Source organism: Cuniculiplasma thermophilum, from assembly GCF_052315355.1.
Lineage (GTDB): Archaea > Thermoplasmatota > Thermoplasmata > Thermoplasmatales > Thermoplasmataceae > Cuniculiplasma.
In genome coordinates this window covers 24,956-38,437 of the sequence record NZ_JBLSDF010000018.1, presented here as the reverse complement: position 1 = coordinate 38,437, position 13,482 = coordinate 24,956, and the positions used below count along the sequence as shown (strand labels likewise).

Genomic DNA, 13,482 nt, shown 5'->3' with positions numbered 1-13,482 from the left:
GGTAAGGAAGGTGGTGACATCCCAGGACGAACGTGGTATCAATGCCATGAAAATCCTGGGAATAGAAAATATGAATTAGCACCCTAAACTTGAATTACATTACAAACTGGAATAGAGCCACTGGGAAGTTCAATTAAAAATAAACCATGTAAAGTCACGTTATATGTTTTAAATTTTAACCGTTTGATTCCTGTAAATATACCTGTCCATTGTGATCTCAGCTATATCAGTTGAGTAAAGGCCTATTCGTGATATCTCCTCAGTTATTGATGAAACGGTCACATCATTGAATCTTTTATCGCTCATTTTTGCCTTTATCCTTCCTATTTCCCTCTTACTGTTCACAATTTCGTTTAATGTCTGAAGATCGGCACCCATAAATGCCGTTGTGGATTTCTGAAGGAGTTCGTTTGTAAAATTCATAAAATCTGTGATCAGCTTCCTCTTTTCCCCTGAGGAAATCTCTCCATTCTTAAGCAATATGCATATATTAACTGAATGGTCAGCTATCCTTTCCAGAATTCTAGAGAATATGAGATAAAATGTAAGCTCGCCACCTTCAACACTATGACTTCCAATCTCCTTCATTATATAGAAATGGTATCTGTCTACTTCATCATCCCTGGATATTATATTTTCTATTAATTCTGGTTCATTACTTTCCACAGCCTTAATTGTGTCCTGAAACATATTCTGAACATTCATTATCATCCTTTTCAATGCATTGGAAAGAGGGAAGGAATTTGAATCGAGAACATTTTGGAGGACTATTGATCTTGAACTTTCCTCAAATATCTCAACGCCCATAACAAGCCGTGTGAATTTCTTCACAATATCCTTCACGCCCTGAGAAAGGTATGTTGATGACTTAATGATCAGTGTGTCAAAACCAGATATGTATATTGAAATCATTGATCTCTGCAAAAAATCATCAGAAACCGAGGAATTAATCTCCATGGTTCTTACAACCTCTTTTTTCTTTTCTTCTCCAGGATATATGGTTAGATTGTCACCATTTATGTCCATGCTTACAAGACTTCCCTTTCCCATTCCATTTTTCCTTATCCATTCCTGAGGTAGTGATACAATAAATGTGGAACCTCCTGTAAGCTGCACTCTCCTTGATTCAATTGTCATATGTTGATATATGTATCGCATATATAGAATTTTTGAGATTACATAGTTCAGTTATGCATATGTTCTCGTCTGTAAGCTGCACTGTTTGAGAGACTCCTTGCCACTAGCAGACCGGCTATATAGATTATTCCCAATAGTAGTATGAATAAAAATGAATAACTATATAGTAAATAGGTGCCGTAACTATAAATGTTCGAATTTATTGGACCTTTTATAAAACCTGTGGTTATGTTTCCCTTGGTTGTGTTAAGATTGACTACAACGAAAAATTGGCCTTCTGGTATGTTGTTAAATGTGTGAGAAACATTAAGATAGCCTTCAGGGGCTGTTGTGTTTTTCATCACATAATAACTCACATTGGACAGAGATGATGCACCGATTATTATAATGACGGGTTTGTATGTGGTGTTTTTGTTCAGTCCAGAGAAATTAGCGTAAATGAGATGTGTTTGACTGTACCCGTTATATGGGGATATATCCATTTCTATGGAACTATCTCCCGATGTCTGAAACTTCAGGATTCCAGGACTCTGATAGGTTATTGGTGTCATTATAAGAACCATGGCGAACAAAAGGACGATTATAATGGCAAATCCGTATTTTAGCCTATTTTTGAACCCCCATATTCCCGTGTAATGAATTCCGATGAATATAACCAGGGGTATTGCAAACAGGAGTTCATAGAGACCGATAAATATGAAAAGTATTTCGAATAAAACTGATGGCACTATGGATATAATCAGGAAGAATGGCAACTGATGCTTTTTTATGATCTCCCTTACACTTTCTCTCTTTTCTTGTTCGACCAAGTTTATCAATTAGGAATTGAAACACTCAAAATAATGTTTCCTATTACCTTGAATAATCAAACATTTCATATTATATGGGTAAAATTATTACCCAAGATGCAATAATCTTGCATGTTGCCTTCCGTTCAGGAACTTGGAAAGATGAGGAAAAGCCTGGGTATAAGTCAGAAGGAGATAGCGTCTGCCTGTGGTCTGAGTCAATCCTACATTGCAAGAATGGAGAAGGGAGATATCAACCCTACATATGAAAACGTGAAAAAAATTTACAACTATCTGTCTTCACATACAGAAAGGACAAGAAATATCGATATAGTGGCCTCAAGGATAATGACAAGAAATGTTATTATCGCAAATCCATCGGACTATGTTCTCCGATCACTTGACCTGATGAAGGAGAAAGGCGTATCTCAGATACCCGTAATCTCGGATGACGGAAGAGTTGTGGGGACTTTATCGGAATCTGACATAAATGAACTACTCATAAGAGGTGTTAATCCAGAATCCCTGAAGAAGATGACTGTTTCGAGAGTAATGAGTGCGCCTCTACCCCAGCTTCCAATGGAAACACCGGTGTCGGCAATTTATCCAATGCTGAGGTTTTCAAATGCCGTTCTCATAATGGAAGGGATCTCATTAAAAGGAATAATAACCAAGGCCGATATACTGAAGGCTGTAGAAGACTATGCAGAACCTGGCCTTTGAAATCATATTGGGCATTATTGCCTTTATACCGGCACTTGCTGCCAATCCCGGTGCCGTTTTAACTGGTGGCTACGGACATATGGATTTTGGGAAGACATTAAAAGATGGCAACAGAATATTTGGAGATGGAAAGACAATAAGCGGTTACATAGGGGGAATCTTCATTGGAACTGTAATTGGGATAATCATATATTTTATTTTAAACTATTATTCACTTTTCCCATATGATTTGAGTGATGTATCAATAATATCAGTTCCATTTGCACTTGCCTGGGGTTCACTCACAGGAGATCTTGCAGGTTCATTTATAAAGAGAAGACTGAATATGAAGAGCGGTCAGAAGGGAAATCTCCTTGATATGTGGCCCTTCGTAATTTTTGCCTTCCTCTTTTCCTTTGCAATAACCACAAAATTCTTCATTGCCCTGTATGGAAATTTCATTGACATAGTTCTGATTCTTGTTCTGACGCCACTTCTTCACAGGGGAGTGAATATACTTGCCTATAAGATGAAATGGAAGGATGTACCATGGTAGATGAAATGAAAATGGTAATTGGTGTCAGAAAAGATCTGGATATGGGAAAGGGCAAGATAGCAGCACAGGCATCTCATGCAGCCGTTAACTGTGCTCTCTGGGCTCAGAAAAATAACAAAAAAGTGTTCAAAAAGTGGACAGAACAGGGGCAGAAAAAAGTTGTAATAAGGCTTCAAAATTTAAGTGAACTCTATAAACTGAAGGATGAGTGTGAACAGGAGGGGTTGAATACATCAGTTATTACTGACGCAGGATTGACCCAGATTGATCCTGGTAGTGTTACATGTATAGGAATAGGACCTGCCCCATCAGAGATTGTTGATCGAATCACTTCAAAGTATCCCTTGCTCTGATTTCGGGCATTTAAATTTCATCTTTCTTCCTGGTCAAGGGGATATCTTGTGATCTTGTGACCGCAAATTCTGCAATTTTCAAGCTTCTCTTCGTATTTGGCTCCGCATCCCTTGCATACATATCCCCATCTGATTCTGGTTTTTATGCAATCGAGACCGCAACCCTGAAATTCTATATTCAATTTTGAACTTACATTTTGAAGGGAATAGTCATCTGATATTATGACTCCACCTATTTCCAGAGCCACAGCAATTATATCCATATCGGTCTGGCTCAGATATGGTAGATCCCCTGTCTCCCTGGCAGCCATTTTTACCCTGTCCATATAGGATGTTTTTGGATCGATTATGCGAATAACACACATCTCGTGATCCATCAGCCTTCCCATTTTTCCCTTGCGTATTTCCTTTATTACACCTGAAGGAACAACGCAACGCATTGAGAGGATGTCAATCTTTCCAGTGAGAATTGCTGAGGTATCGGGAACATATATGGTCTCCCGATCCTTTGGTGGTTTTATATCATCCCCCATCTCATTCTCTTTCGTTTATTGGTTTATATTTGAGAGGGCCGGTTTCTCCAACATATTTTGCCTTGGGTCTGAATAACTTGTTATCCTGTATGTATTCCAGGGATCTTGCCACCCAGCCCGATATCCTGCCTACTGCAAATATTGGGGTGAATATTTCTGTCTTAAATCCAAGAGCTGAATAGACCATTCCGGAATAGAAGTCTACGTTAGGAAATATTCCCTTGCTTCCAAACTTATTTATCATAAGCTCTTCAATTTTACTGGCAGTCAGGAACAGATTCTTGTTATTTTTCTCTGTTATATATTGAGCGTACTGTTTAAGTATCTTTGCCCTGGGATCATAAACCTTGTACACTCTGTGACCGAAACCCATGATCTTTTCTTTTCTTGCGATCATGTCTCCGAGGACCTTCTCTGCATTCTCGGGGCTTCCCACTGTCTGAATAAGTTTCAGTGCTCTCTCGTTGGCTCCTCCATGAAGTGGACCCTTAAGAGTTGATATTGCAGAAGTTATGGCAGAATACATATCAGCCATTGTGGAAATGGTTACGAGTGCGGAGAACGTTGAAGCGTTCATTCCATGATCTGCGTGTATGATAAGTGCTGTATCCATCATTTTGCTCTCCATGGGATCAGGTCTTCTTCCCAATGCCATGTAGAAGAAATTCTGGGCGTATGAAAGATTCTTATCAGGCTTAATTATCTCCTGACCTGAATATACCCTGTGTATTGCACCTACAAGGGTTGGCATCTTTGCTATTAATTTTATGGCCATTTCCTCCTGATCCTTATAGTCGCTTTCTGATTCTTTCCTGTCAAATGTTGCCAGATAGGACACGGCAGTTCTCAGAGATGTCATTGGGTGAGTCTTGTCCGCCTGCTTCTTAATCAGATCGTATACTTCATCTGGCAGATCGCTCTCTTCTCTCAGTTTTGCCACGAATTCCTTAAATTCCTTCTCCTTTGGAAGGTGACCATAAATGAGAAGATATGAAACCTCCTCATAATTACTCTGTTCAGCCAGAGTGTTTATGTCATAACCCCTGTATGATAATCTACCCTCCTGGCCATCTACAAAACCAACCTTAGTTTCGGCTGCCAGGATGCCTTCAAGTCCCCTCGCAACAACGGGTTCATTGGAATTACCTGATTTTTCCATAATGTTTCATCTCAATTCCATATAACAAATTATTAATTAAATGTTAAAAGCTTTAAAAAGGGATAATAAGTATTTTGAATTTTATATGTCAATCAACGGAATATCAATAAGCCAATATTTATATACCAATATCGAATAACCGATATGATAAACATGATGAATGGAATGTTCGGTGGAAAGAGAAAGGATTTGAGGACATGGATTATTTTTGTTCTGAGCTCGGGCCCAAGGAATGGCGTAGAAATTATGGATAATATGGAGAAGCAGACTCTTGGAATGTGGAGACCTTCCCCGGGATCTATTTACCCGATGCTCGAGAAAATGATCGACGAAGGAACCATAAGGAAGAGGGATGATGGAAAGTATGAACTTACTGATGAGGGAGAGAACTATTTCACCTTCAGAAATGGTATCTTTGGAAGAGGCACCAGAACATTTGAGGATGCCCTTGAGGAGATTTCATCTCTTGTTACCTTCATGGAAGAACTGAAACAGAATGGATCCAAAAAATATACAGAAAACAGAGAAAAATTGATAAAACTGGCCCAGAGAATAGAGAAATTATCAGGAGAGTAATTTTACAAGGATTAAAAGCTCCGGTGGGAAATGATCAGCCAGAAGGTTGATCAGATCCTTTGTGTTAATTTTTTCTCCTGAAATTAATTTTATTTTTCCATTTTCCAGAGTGATCTTAAAATCATCCATACCAAGCTCCCTTGAAATCTTTTTCTCCATATGGGAAAGTGGAAATGTTTTTCCCCCCAAAATCATCTGATCCTGATCCAGTGAAATAATCTCCTGTGGCTCATTGTTTACGATTTCAAGATTTGTAATCTCTTCCTCCTTGCCATCCTCCGAAACAACTGAGGAGCCTTTTATGTGAATTCTTCCATTGATTGATTCTACTTTCATAAATTCCATATCATCGGAAAATTTCACAAACCTTCCTGCCTCTGAGGATTGCCTTACAAATATGGGAACCATGGAGTGCTGATCAAATAGAAACATAAAGACAGAGGATTTTCTTTCCTTAAGGGATGACAGAATTTCATCTTGAATTTTACCTCTTGCAAATATAAGGGATAGGGTATCTCTCTCCCTCTGTTCAATGTTTCTTAAAAAGTCTGATGCCTGAGCGTGAACATTTAAGATAATATGGCCATCAATTGACAGTTTCTTCTCTGCCTTTTTCAGGTCCTCAACTTCCTTCAAGTGCTCCATGGCTATTGTGTGCCCAAAGTTCATGGGGTAGAGATAGGAAAATACCACAGAAGCTGCATCGGAGGGTTCATAGTTCTGGAGAAATGTGGAGTTTTCCCTGGACTGTATCCTCTGGGTCTCCTTAATGAAACTTTCAATTACCGCACCATAGGTGAATTTTACAAGGGAGAATGAACCTGATCTGTTCCATATTATATTGGCAATTGCATAATCTGTATAGGGATCAATTTTTTCCTGCTCCTTGTCGTTTCCATAACATATTTCCTCAAAAACTGCCCTCTGTCGGGTTCCCTTTGGTTTGTAGAGCAAGAAATCCTCTGATGGAGACTGAAAATGTGAGAGAAAATCGCCCGGATCAGTAAGAAGATTAAATATGCTTGAGGTGTCTTCCCTGTTAATTTTGCTGTAAAGACCCTCATAGGTTATCATACCAGATAGCTTTCCGCTTGAAATGATGCTATCTATGGCGCTTATCGGCATCTTTGAATCTATGGGAAGGGCAACCAGACCATTGTTCCATATGGCATAATATGAAAGAAAGCTCTGTATGGACTGGGGGAGACATACTCCTATTATGTCCCCTTTCTTTACAGAAAATTTATCCATTATGGCCCAGGAAAGTGAACGAACCATATTTCTTATATCGGTGTAACTCCAAACGTTTCCACCGTAGAAAATTGCCGGATAACTCTCATAATTCTTTGATACACTTTCCAGAATATCCGATGGAGAACGGAAAGATTCTTCATTGCCCATTTTCAATTCATCCCTTTCTGTTTACTATATCAAAGTATTCCTTCATTGTTGGTCCTAAATTGTCCACAAGATCTGTGGTGTTCCACCAGTATCCGGAGAACTTTTCAATGGATTCCGCAGTCTTTTTATTTATAAATGATGCAAGAACTGCAGCTCTGAATGGCTTCATTCCTCTTGCAATCAGTCCGGCCGTAAGTCCTGCAAGTACATCCCCAGTTCCTCCGGTTGCCATCCTTGGTGTACCTCCCTTTGATATTATGGTCCTCTTGCCATCGGTAATTATGTCCTCTCTCCCCTTTAGCAAAATAACACATTTATTTTCCCTTGCAAAGTTCACTGCATTTTCCTTACTGGCTTCAGTACCCGTGAGTGTCTTAAATTCCTCACTGTGCGGCGTGTAAACTGCGCCTTCCATAACTGGTATCACGCCTTCACCCGTAAGACGTATGGCATCTGCGTCAAGAATGGTTGGCTTTCCTGATTTTATAATATATTCCATTGCCTTCACTGCATCATAGGATTTTCCCATTCCAGGCCCGGCAATAATTGCATTTGACTTTACTATCAGTTTCTTCATTGTATCTTCACTGTAGAGGGACACCATCTGATCAGTTAGTTTTCCAGCAAATACTTCATACTTTTCTTCAGGAACAAGAATTTCAACAAGGTCAGGGAGTCCCCTCAGGGCTGCCTGTGATGAAAAAATCCCTGCACCATGATGCTCCCAGCCTGCAATTACCAGGAGTCTACCGTTAAGTCCCTTATGGGTATCCGGTGAGTACGCTGGGAAAAAGACCATTTCTCCAATACCGGCATTTTCTATGAGAGATTTTTCGATACCAATATCCTTGAGCACAATTTCACCGGAATTGGATTCGTTCATGCCTTCCTTTATATCTGTAAAGGTTACTGTTATCTTTGGCTTTATTGCAACATCCGAACCAAGGCCTGATGGTATATCCACCGATATGACAGGTTTTCCTGTTTTGTTTATCTCCTGAATTACCGAGGCGTATGGTTCTCTCATTTTACCCTTTACACCAGTTCCCAGAATTGCATCCACGATGACTTCGGCCCATGAAAGTTCATTTTTTATTGCTTCCTTTGATGGATTTTTGATTATTGAAGCATTTTTCATTTCCTTTATGGCCATTGAAGCCATTTCAGATACCTGTCCATCAGGAGATGCGAATAATAGAATTCTGACTCTGTTTTCGTAGCTGAGAAGAGATGCCGCAATGAGACCGTCTCCCCCGTTATTTCCCTTGCCGCACACAAAGAGCACATTTTTTCCACCTCCATAGAAGTCCTTAATTGATTCGTAGACTGCCTTTCCTGCATTTCTCATCAGTGGAAATAGATCTTTGTGCTTTTCCAGATAGTTGAAATCGATTCTTTTGCTCTCCTCGAAATCCATCATGACACATTATAGGTTATCGTCATAGAAAAAACTTTATGCGCATTCCCATAAGTCAATTCCATGGAAGATAAGATCCAGATTAGCCTTGAGAGACTCAGGAAGGAACAGATAGATTTCCTGCATATGCAGTTTACTGATATACAGGGAATTGTGAAAACTGTCACATTGCCAAAAAACCGTTTTGAAGATGCCCTGAATGAGGGTGTTGTTTTTGATGGCAGTTCAGTTGCAGGATATGCACAGATTGAGGAATCTGATATGAGAGCGGTTCCTGATCTTGATACCTATGCTGTGTATCCCTATTCGTCGCAGGGTAACACTGCAAGATACATATGTAACATTTACACTCCGGACGGAACAAGGTTTGAGGGTGATCCAAGGTACGTTCTTGAAAGAAACCTGAAGAAAGTGTGGGAAAGGAACATGGAGTTCTTTGTAGGACCTGAGTTTGAATTCTTTGTTTTCAAGAGGGATTCAAATGGAAATCCCATAAATGAACCTGGCGATTATGGGGGATATTTTGATCACACACCAAACGACAAGGCTTCACAGATAAGACAGGAGATACTGACCTATCTTCGTCTTCTGGGCTATGAACCTGAGGCTGCCCATCACGAGGTTGCCTGGGGACAGCAGGAGATAGATCTCCGCTATGCGCCTGCAATGACAATGGCGGACAGAATTACAGTTCTGAAGAGTGTTATAAAAAATGCCGCTGAAAATCATGGGCTCTATGCATCCTTTATGCCAAAACCCATTAACGGTGTTAATGGTTCAGGAATGCATATTCACCAGAGCATAATGGCAAAGGATCAAAAGAAGAATTTCTTCTATGATGAATCAAACCAGTATGGACTGAGTGAACTTGCAAGGCAATATACAGCTGGAATACTCAAATATATCAATGAAGGTTCCTCATTACTTGCTTCATGGGTTAACTCTTACAAGAGGCTTATTCCGGGATATGAGGCCCCTGTATACATATCATGGGCAAACAGAAACAGGACTGCACTCATAAGAATACCGGCGGGAAAGAATATGAGGAAGAGAATAGAATTAAGATGCCCTGATCCAGCCGGAAATCCCTATCTGCAGTTTGCCACGGTTCTGGGAATGGGTCTTAAGGGAATAGAGGAAAAACTTGAACTTCCCGAACCTGCTGAAAGGGACATATTTCATATGACTCCAGAAGAGAGAATAAAAAATGGCATATATTCAATGCCTGAGAGTCTCGGTGAAGCCCTTCACCATCTAAGAGGGAGCAAGGTAATGAGAGATATACTTGGTGAACATGTATACAACAATTTCCTGACTGTAAAGCAGAGGGAGTGGGATGAATTCAGGTCAAGAGTTACGGGATGGGAAATAGAAAGGTACCTGAATATACTATGAGGGTTCGCAATCAGTCTGAACCCAGCCATTATTTTTAAGTTTCCAGCATCCCGAAGTATACTTTTTTAATATATTTCCAACCGGTTCCCTGAACTTTTCAGGTATTTGAGAAAATACACTCTTTTCCTCAGGAAGAAGGTGTATGCCAGATACATGGGTTTTTTTGTTGAAATTGCCTGTTTTTATACCTTCAATCATACAGCTAAGCTCCTCGGGATCAAGCTTGAGCCTCTCCCTTTCCACAAGATCAAGAAGATTCCCTGCATCAGGATAAAAAATAGTACGTGGATCGCCACGGGCATACTCTATGAACAATCTCACACCAAGACACTTTGAACATTTTCCGCAAGGTACCACCTTAGAATTGTGGTCATAATGGCATGAATGGCATGACCTCTGTAAGGAATAAAGATCTGGATATCTGTTGACAAGGATATCCTCCACGACACTGCCATAGATGGGATACACTGCGGACCAGAGTGTGGCCTGGATGCCTTTATGACTGAGATACTCTGAAAACCTTCTCTGAAACTCTGGTGTCTGATCATAAACACCATAGTAGTGCCTTATTCCCTTGAAGGGAGGCTCTTCCAGAGGATCATCAAACTCGTTTCCCATAAGTATATTGCCTATGCCATATTTTACAAGAGCAGGAATGAATGAGATCAGGTATACTGGAAAGGTAAAGAGCTGCACAGGATAATCATCTGCCCACTGGAAAGCTCTTTCCTTTAGAATTTTCATATTTCGATTCATGAAGTTATAGAATCTGTCAACATTTGACCAGACCTTGAGGCTCTCTATACCATTTTCTGTGAAGTATCTGTGGGATGGGAGTGCAAGTTTCCAGTGACCACCCGATTCATTGAAGAACATTGCCAAAGGCTTTTCCCCAATCTCCTCCATCAGCCCGGTTGTCATCAGGCTCTCCTTGCCCCCTGACGAGAGCACAGCCACTCGTTCTCCCTTTTCATAATAGGGATCATCATATGAGAAATTGAAGGAAAATTCTGTTGAGCCTGCTGCATTTGACTGGTTTATCTCCTCTTCCTTGGGAATCACATCGTCCCTGAAGAAATCGTACCTCCTTCTGCAGAGTCTGTTTACGAATACCTCCGTATTGTTGATCCTCGCCATTTCTCTTATAAATTCTCTGTCTGACTCTGATACAGGGAAATTAAGTGTTATTCTGTCAATGAAAAGGGCGTAATTCAGGACTGCTGCCACTCCAGCAAGACCTGCCATATTCTCAGTGTTTTCAACATCTTTGTCGTATGAAAAAATTATTCTGAAATAAAGATCCGGTTTTCCTATTCTTATACCTATAACAGAGGTTCTTTTTGTAAACTTTTCAACCTTTATTGAAACCTCTGAAAAACACCTTATTTTGTCTGAATAACCCACTACTTCACCGTTTCTTCTATTACTCTTGCCATGGGATCAGTAGAATCAAGTGGATCAAATACTGGAATTGAAAATCTCCTGTTAAGTTTCTCAATCTCTTCGCCAATCTGATCCTTACCCATGTTTTCAGTGTTCAGGGAAATTCCTATAACTTCTCTGTCTGAAAGCAACCTGAGTATTTTTATAAATTTTTCCAGTGGTGGAATTGGTATATCAAAACCATCATAATTTACCCTTGAAGGTGCGTGCTGAAGAATTATTCCGTCAGGTTTTCCGGCTGCTATTATTTCAAAACTTCCCGGATATGCAGGATGAAGAACTGAGCCCTGGCCTTCGAGGAACATGTATTCAGGGTGCTCCCTGTCCCAGGCCTCGAGTATGGCACTTTCAATGCCACCTGCCACAAAATCGTTTATCATAGAATCTATAACCACTGTGTATGGAAATCCCTGCATCCATGCTGTTTGCCCGGTTCCAATCATAACTGACCTGTGATTCAGCCTTTTCATGGATTCATTCAGATACACTGCAGTTGTTCTCTTTCCAATGGCACTGTCTGTCCCAAGAACTGCAATTCTCTTTGAGTTGACCTCTTTTATTCTTCCCGTGTAGAAGTCTCTCCTGTTCATGAACATTTTTCTTACATCTGTTATGGATACATTTCTATCTCTACTTATTTTGATAAATTCCGGATCATCGCTTATGAACTCATGGAGTCCACTTACTATATCCATACCCGATTCAATGGCCTTTCTTATGATTGGCCTGTAGTTTTGCGGAAGAAAACCGCCATCAGTTGCAACTCCAACCACCATGGTTTCAGCGCCAAGGTCGATTGCCTCACTGACATCTCCAACAATCTTTATCTTATCATGGGCTCTTGGGACGACCTCGCCAATGGGCAAACCCCTTTTTGTGCTGTCTATAGCTGCAACGACATCAAATCTTGTTGTAAATCTGCACAGACCGTTGGCGGTCTTTCCATAGGTGGTTCCCAGAAAGCCTTCAGCCAGTACTGCTGCCTTTTTCACTCGTGACCACGCCCAGTGAGGATAATGGCAACATCCCCATTATAATTCCGGTTTCTCAAAAGTTTATAGGCGGCAGAAAGTGCTGAAGCAGATGCAGGTAGCACCTGAAGGGATTGCATATATCCTATGAGCCGTGAAAATTTGATCATCTCCTGATCATTTACACCAATTGCCACTCCCTTTGATTCATATATGGCGTTCAGGGCCTTCTGTCCATCCAGCGCTCTGAATGACACAAGAGGTTCATTGGTTTCTGTCTCTATTATTCTTGATGGTTCCAGTTCTTGAATTTTTTTGTAACCATGCTTCCATGAATACACTATTGGATTTCCAAGGGATGTACCAGATCCAATGAACCTTGGTACACTGTTTATCTTTCCAGCCCTGTACATTTTTCTAAATCCGCTGTATATTCCTGCCAGAGTGGTTCCATTGCCCAGAGGACAGGCCACATAGGCTGGTGCATGTCCCATCTGAGCCACAATTTCATAGGCTATTGATTCATAACCAAGCATATCTACCCAGGAATTGACTGAACCCGGACTGCAATCATACCAGTTTTCGTCCATGGACTTATACTTCATATATTCCACAAGATCTTCATATTTCATCTCCTTGGTGATGAGGGTTGCTCCCTGTTCATATATCTCATTATTTCTTGTTCCTGTGTAAAATGAGGGTGTGGCAACAACAGCCCTGATGCCCATCTGCATTGCAAAGTACGCTACGGAAGCCCCGTAATTGCCGCACGTTGCAACAGATATTGTATCATAGCCAAGTTGAATGGCCCTCTTCACATGAAGTCTTGAAATACGATCCTTCTGAGTTCCCGTCAGTGACGCCCCTTCATACTTGAAAAAAATGTTCCTTAGCTTCAGAGCTTTCTCAATGTTAACTGCCCTGAAGAGAGGGGTCAAACCGGGAGGTTTTTCTTCCTCCAAAATCAATTCCATTATTTGTTTCACCGGACCTTTTATGGTCAAGAAGGAATTCCAAATTAGTATATAAAGATGTGTTAAAATTTTGTAAA

Annotated in this window: 14 protein-coding genes; 5 read left to right on the top strand and 9 right to left on the bottom strand. The window is 40.5% G+C overall.

Annotated features, from left to right (window positions below; all coding sequences use genetic code 11):
- Positions 1-168: 168 nt before the first annotated feature.
- On the bottom strand, positions 169-1,137 hold the full coding sequence (locus ACNF42_RS04490; RefSeq protein WP_443339377.1) for a PhoU domain-containing protein: 969 nt from the start codon (positions 1,135-1,137) through the stop codon (positions 169-171).
- A gap of 47 nt (positions 1,138-1,184) precedes the next feature.
- Positions 1,185-1,946 carry a hypothetical protein gene (locus ACNF42_RS04485; protein ID WP_443339375.1) on the bottom strand — a complete coding sequence of 254 codons (762 nt, stop codon included), beginning with the start codon at positions 1,944-1,946 and terminating at the stop codon, positions 1,185-1,187.
- Positions 1,947-2,057: 111 nt separating this feature from the next.
- Here ACNF42_RS04485 and ACNF42_RS04480 point away from each other — a divergent pair, with 111 nt between their 5' ends.
- Genes ACNF42_RS04480 through pth2 form a run of 3 tightly spaced genes read left to right on the top strand, consistent with a single transcriptional unit; the run spans position 2,058 to position 3,536 of the window.
- On the top strand, positions 2,058-2,648 hold the full coding sequence (locus tag ACNF42_RS04480) for a CBS domain-containing protein (protein ID WP_443339374.1): 591 nt from the start codon (positions 2,058-2,060) through the stop codon (positions 2,646-2,648).
- The gene (locus tag ACNF42_RS04475; RefSeq protein WP_443339373.1) at positions 2,629-3,183 is read left to right on the top strand and encodes a CDP-2,3-bis-(O-geranylgeranyl)-sn-glycerol synthase; all 555 of its coding nucleotides are present in this window, start codon (positions 2,629-2,631) and stop codon (positions 3,181-3,183) included. The genes ACNF42_RS04480 and ACNF42_RS04475 overlap by 20 nt, the downstream gene beginning before the upstream one ends.
- The gene (gene pth2, locus ACNF42_RS04470) at positions 3,177-3,536 is read left to right on the top strand and encodes a peptidyl-tRNA hydrolase Pth2 (RefSeq protein ID WP_443339371.1); all 360 of its coding nucleotides are present in this window, start codon (positions 3,177-3,179) and stop codon (positions 3,534-3,536) included. Before ACNF42_RS04475 ends, pth2 begins: the two co-directional genes overlap by 7 nt.
- Positions 3,537-3,553: 17 nt before the next feature.
- Here the strand turns inward: pth2 and ACNF42_RS04465 are convergent, their stop codons facing one another.
- Positions 3,554-4,069, bottom strand: a complete 516-nt coding sequence (locus ACNF42_RS04465) for an NOB1 family endonuclease (RefSeq protein ID WP_443339370.1) — start codon at positions 4,067-4,069, stop codon at positions 3,554-3,556.
- A 1-nt stretch (position 4,070) separates the two neighbouring features.
- Entirely contained in the window at positions 4,071-5,228 is a 1,158-nt protein-coding gene (locus ACNF42_RS04460) for a citrate/2-methylcitrate synthase (protein ID WP_443339369.1), read from the bottom strand.
- Positions 5,229-5,372: 144 nt separating this feature from the next.
- Between ACNF42_RS04460 and ACNF42_RS04455 the strand changes: the two genes are divergently transcribed.
- Entirely contained in the window at positions 5,373-5,804 is a 432-nt protein-coding gene (locus tag ACNF42_RS04455) for a PadR family transcriptional regulator (RefSeq protein WP_443339368.1), read from the top strand.
- Here ACNF42_RS04455 and ACNF42_RS04450 read toward each other — a convergent pair.
- Positions 5,793-7,205, bottom strand: coding sequence for an AMP-binding protein (locus ACNF42_RS04450; protein WP_443339367.1), 1,413 nt, complete (start codon positions 7,203-7,205; stop codon positions 5,793-5,795). The genes ACNF42_RS04455 and ACNF42_RS04450 overlap by 12 nt on opposite strands.
- A gap of 7 nt (positions 7,206-7,212) precedes the next feature.
- Positions 7,213-8,625 (bottom strand): NAD(P)H-hydrate dehydratase, encoded by a 1,413-nt coding sequence (locus ACNF42_RS04445; RefSeq protein ID WP_443339365.1) that lies wholly within the window; start codon positions 8,623-8,625, stop codon positions 7,213-7,215.
- 60 nt (positions 8,626-8,685) lie between these two features.
- Between ACNF42_RS04445 and ACNF42_RS04440 the strand changes: the two genes are divergently transcribed.
- Positions 8,686-10,017 carry a glutamine synthetase family protein gene (locus ACNF42_RS04440; RefSeq protein ID WP_443339363.1) on the top strand — a complete coding sequence of 444 codons (1,332 nt, stop codon included), beginning with the start codon at positions 8,686-8,688 and terminating at the stop codon, positions 10,015-10,017.
- Here ACNF42_RS04440 and ACNF42_RS04435 read toward each other — a convergent pair.
- Genes ACNF42_RS04435 through ACNF42_RS04425 form a run of 3 tightly spaced genes read right to left on the bottom strand, consistent with a single transcriptional unit; the run spans position 10,012 to position 13,435 of the window.
- Positions 10,012-11,421 carry a metal-binding protein gene (locus ACNF42_RS04435; protein ID WP_443339361.1) on the bottom strand — a complete coding sequence of 470 codons (1,410 nt, stop codon included), beginning with the start codon at positions 11,419-11,421 and terminating at the stop codon, positions 10,012-10,014. The two genes, ACNF42_RS04440 and ACNF42_RS04435, sit on opposite strands and share 6 nt — an antisense overlap.
- On the bottom strand, positions 11,421-12,452 hold the full coding sequence (locus tag ACNF42_RS04430; protein WP_443339359.1) for an N-acetyltransferase DgcN family protein: 1,032 nt from the start codon (positions 12,450-12,452) through the stop codon (positions 11,421-11,423). The genes ACNF42_RS04435 and ACNF42_RS04430 overlap by 1 nt, the downstream gene beginning before the upstream one ends.
- Entirely contained in the window at positions 12,449-13,435 is a 987-nt protein-coding gene (locus tag ACNF42_RS04425) for a pyridoxal-phosphate dependent enzyme (RefSeq protein WP_443339357.1), read from the bottom strand. The genes ACNF42_RS04430 and ACNF42_RS04425 overlap by 4 nt, the downstream gene beginning before the upstream one ends.
- Positions 13,436-13,482: the final 47 nt, after the last annotated feature.

Excerpts from the sequence above, each read along its gene's own strand:
- ACNF42_RS04490 (WP_443339377.1), bottom strand. The coding sequence starts at position 1,137 with ATGACAATTGAATCAAGGAGAGTGCAGCTTACAGGAGGTTCCACATTT.
- ACNF42_RS04480 (WP_443339374.1), top strand. The coding sequence starts at position 2,058 with ATGTTGCCTTCCGTTCAGGAACTTGGAAAGATGAGGAAAAGCCTGGGT.
- ACNF42_RS04475 (WP_443339373.1), top strand. The coding sequence starts at position 2,629 with ATGCAGAACCTGGCCTTTGAAATCATATTGGGCATTATTGCCTTTATA.
- pth2 (WP_443339371.1), top strand. The coding sequence starts at position 3,177 with ATGGTAGATGAAATGAAAATGGTAATTGGTGTCAGAAAAGATCTGGAT.
- ACNF42_RS04465 (WP_443339370.1), bottom strand. The coding sequence starts at position 4,069 with ATGGGGGATGATATAAAACCACCAAAGGATCGGGAGACCATATATGTT.
- ACNF42_RS04460 (WP_443339369.1), bottom strand. The coding sequence starts at position 5,228 with ATGGAAAAATCAGGTAATTCCAATGAACCCGTTGTTGCGAGGGGACTT.
- ACNF42_RS04455 (WP_443339368.1), top strand. The coding sequence starts at position 5,373 with ATGATAAACATGATGAATGGAATGTTCGGTGGAAAGAGAAAGGATTTG.
- ACNF42_RS04450 (WP_443339367.1), bottom strand. The coding sequence starts at position 7,205 with ATGGGCAATGAAGAATCTTTCCGTTCTCCATCGGATATTCTGGAAAGT.
- ACNF42_RS04445 (WP_443339365.1), bottom strand. The coding sequence starts at position 8,625 with ATGATGGATTTCGAGGAGAGCAAAAGAATCGATTTCAACTATCTGGAA.
- ACNF42_RS04440 (WP_443339363.1), top strand. The coding sequence starts at position 8,686 with ATGGAAGATAAGATCCAGATTAGCCTTGAGAGACTCAGGAAGGAACAG.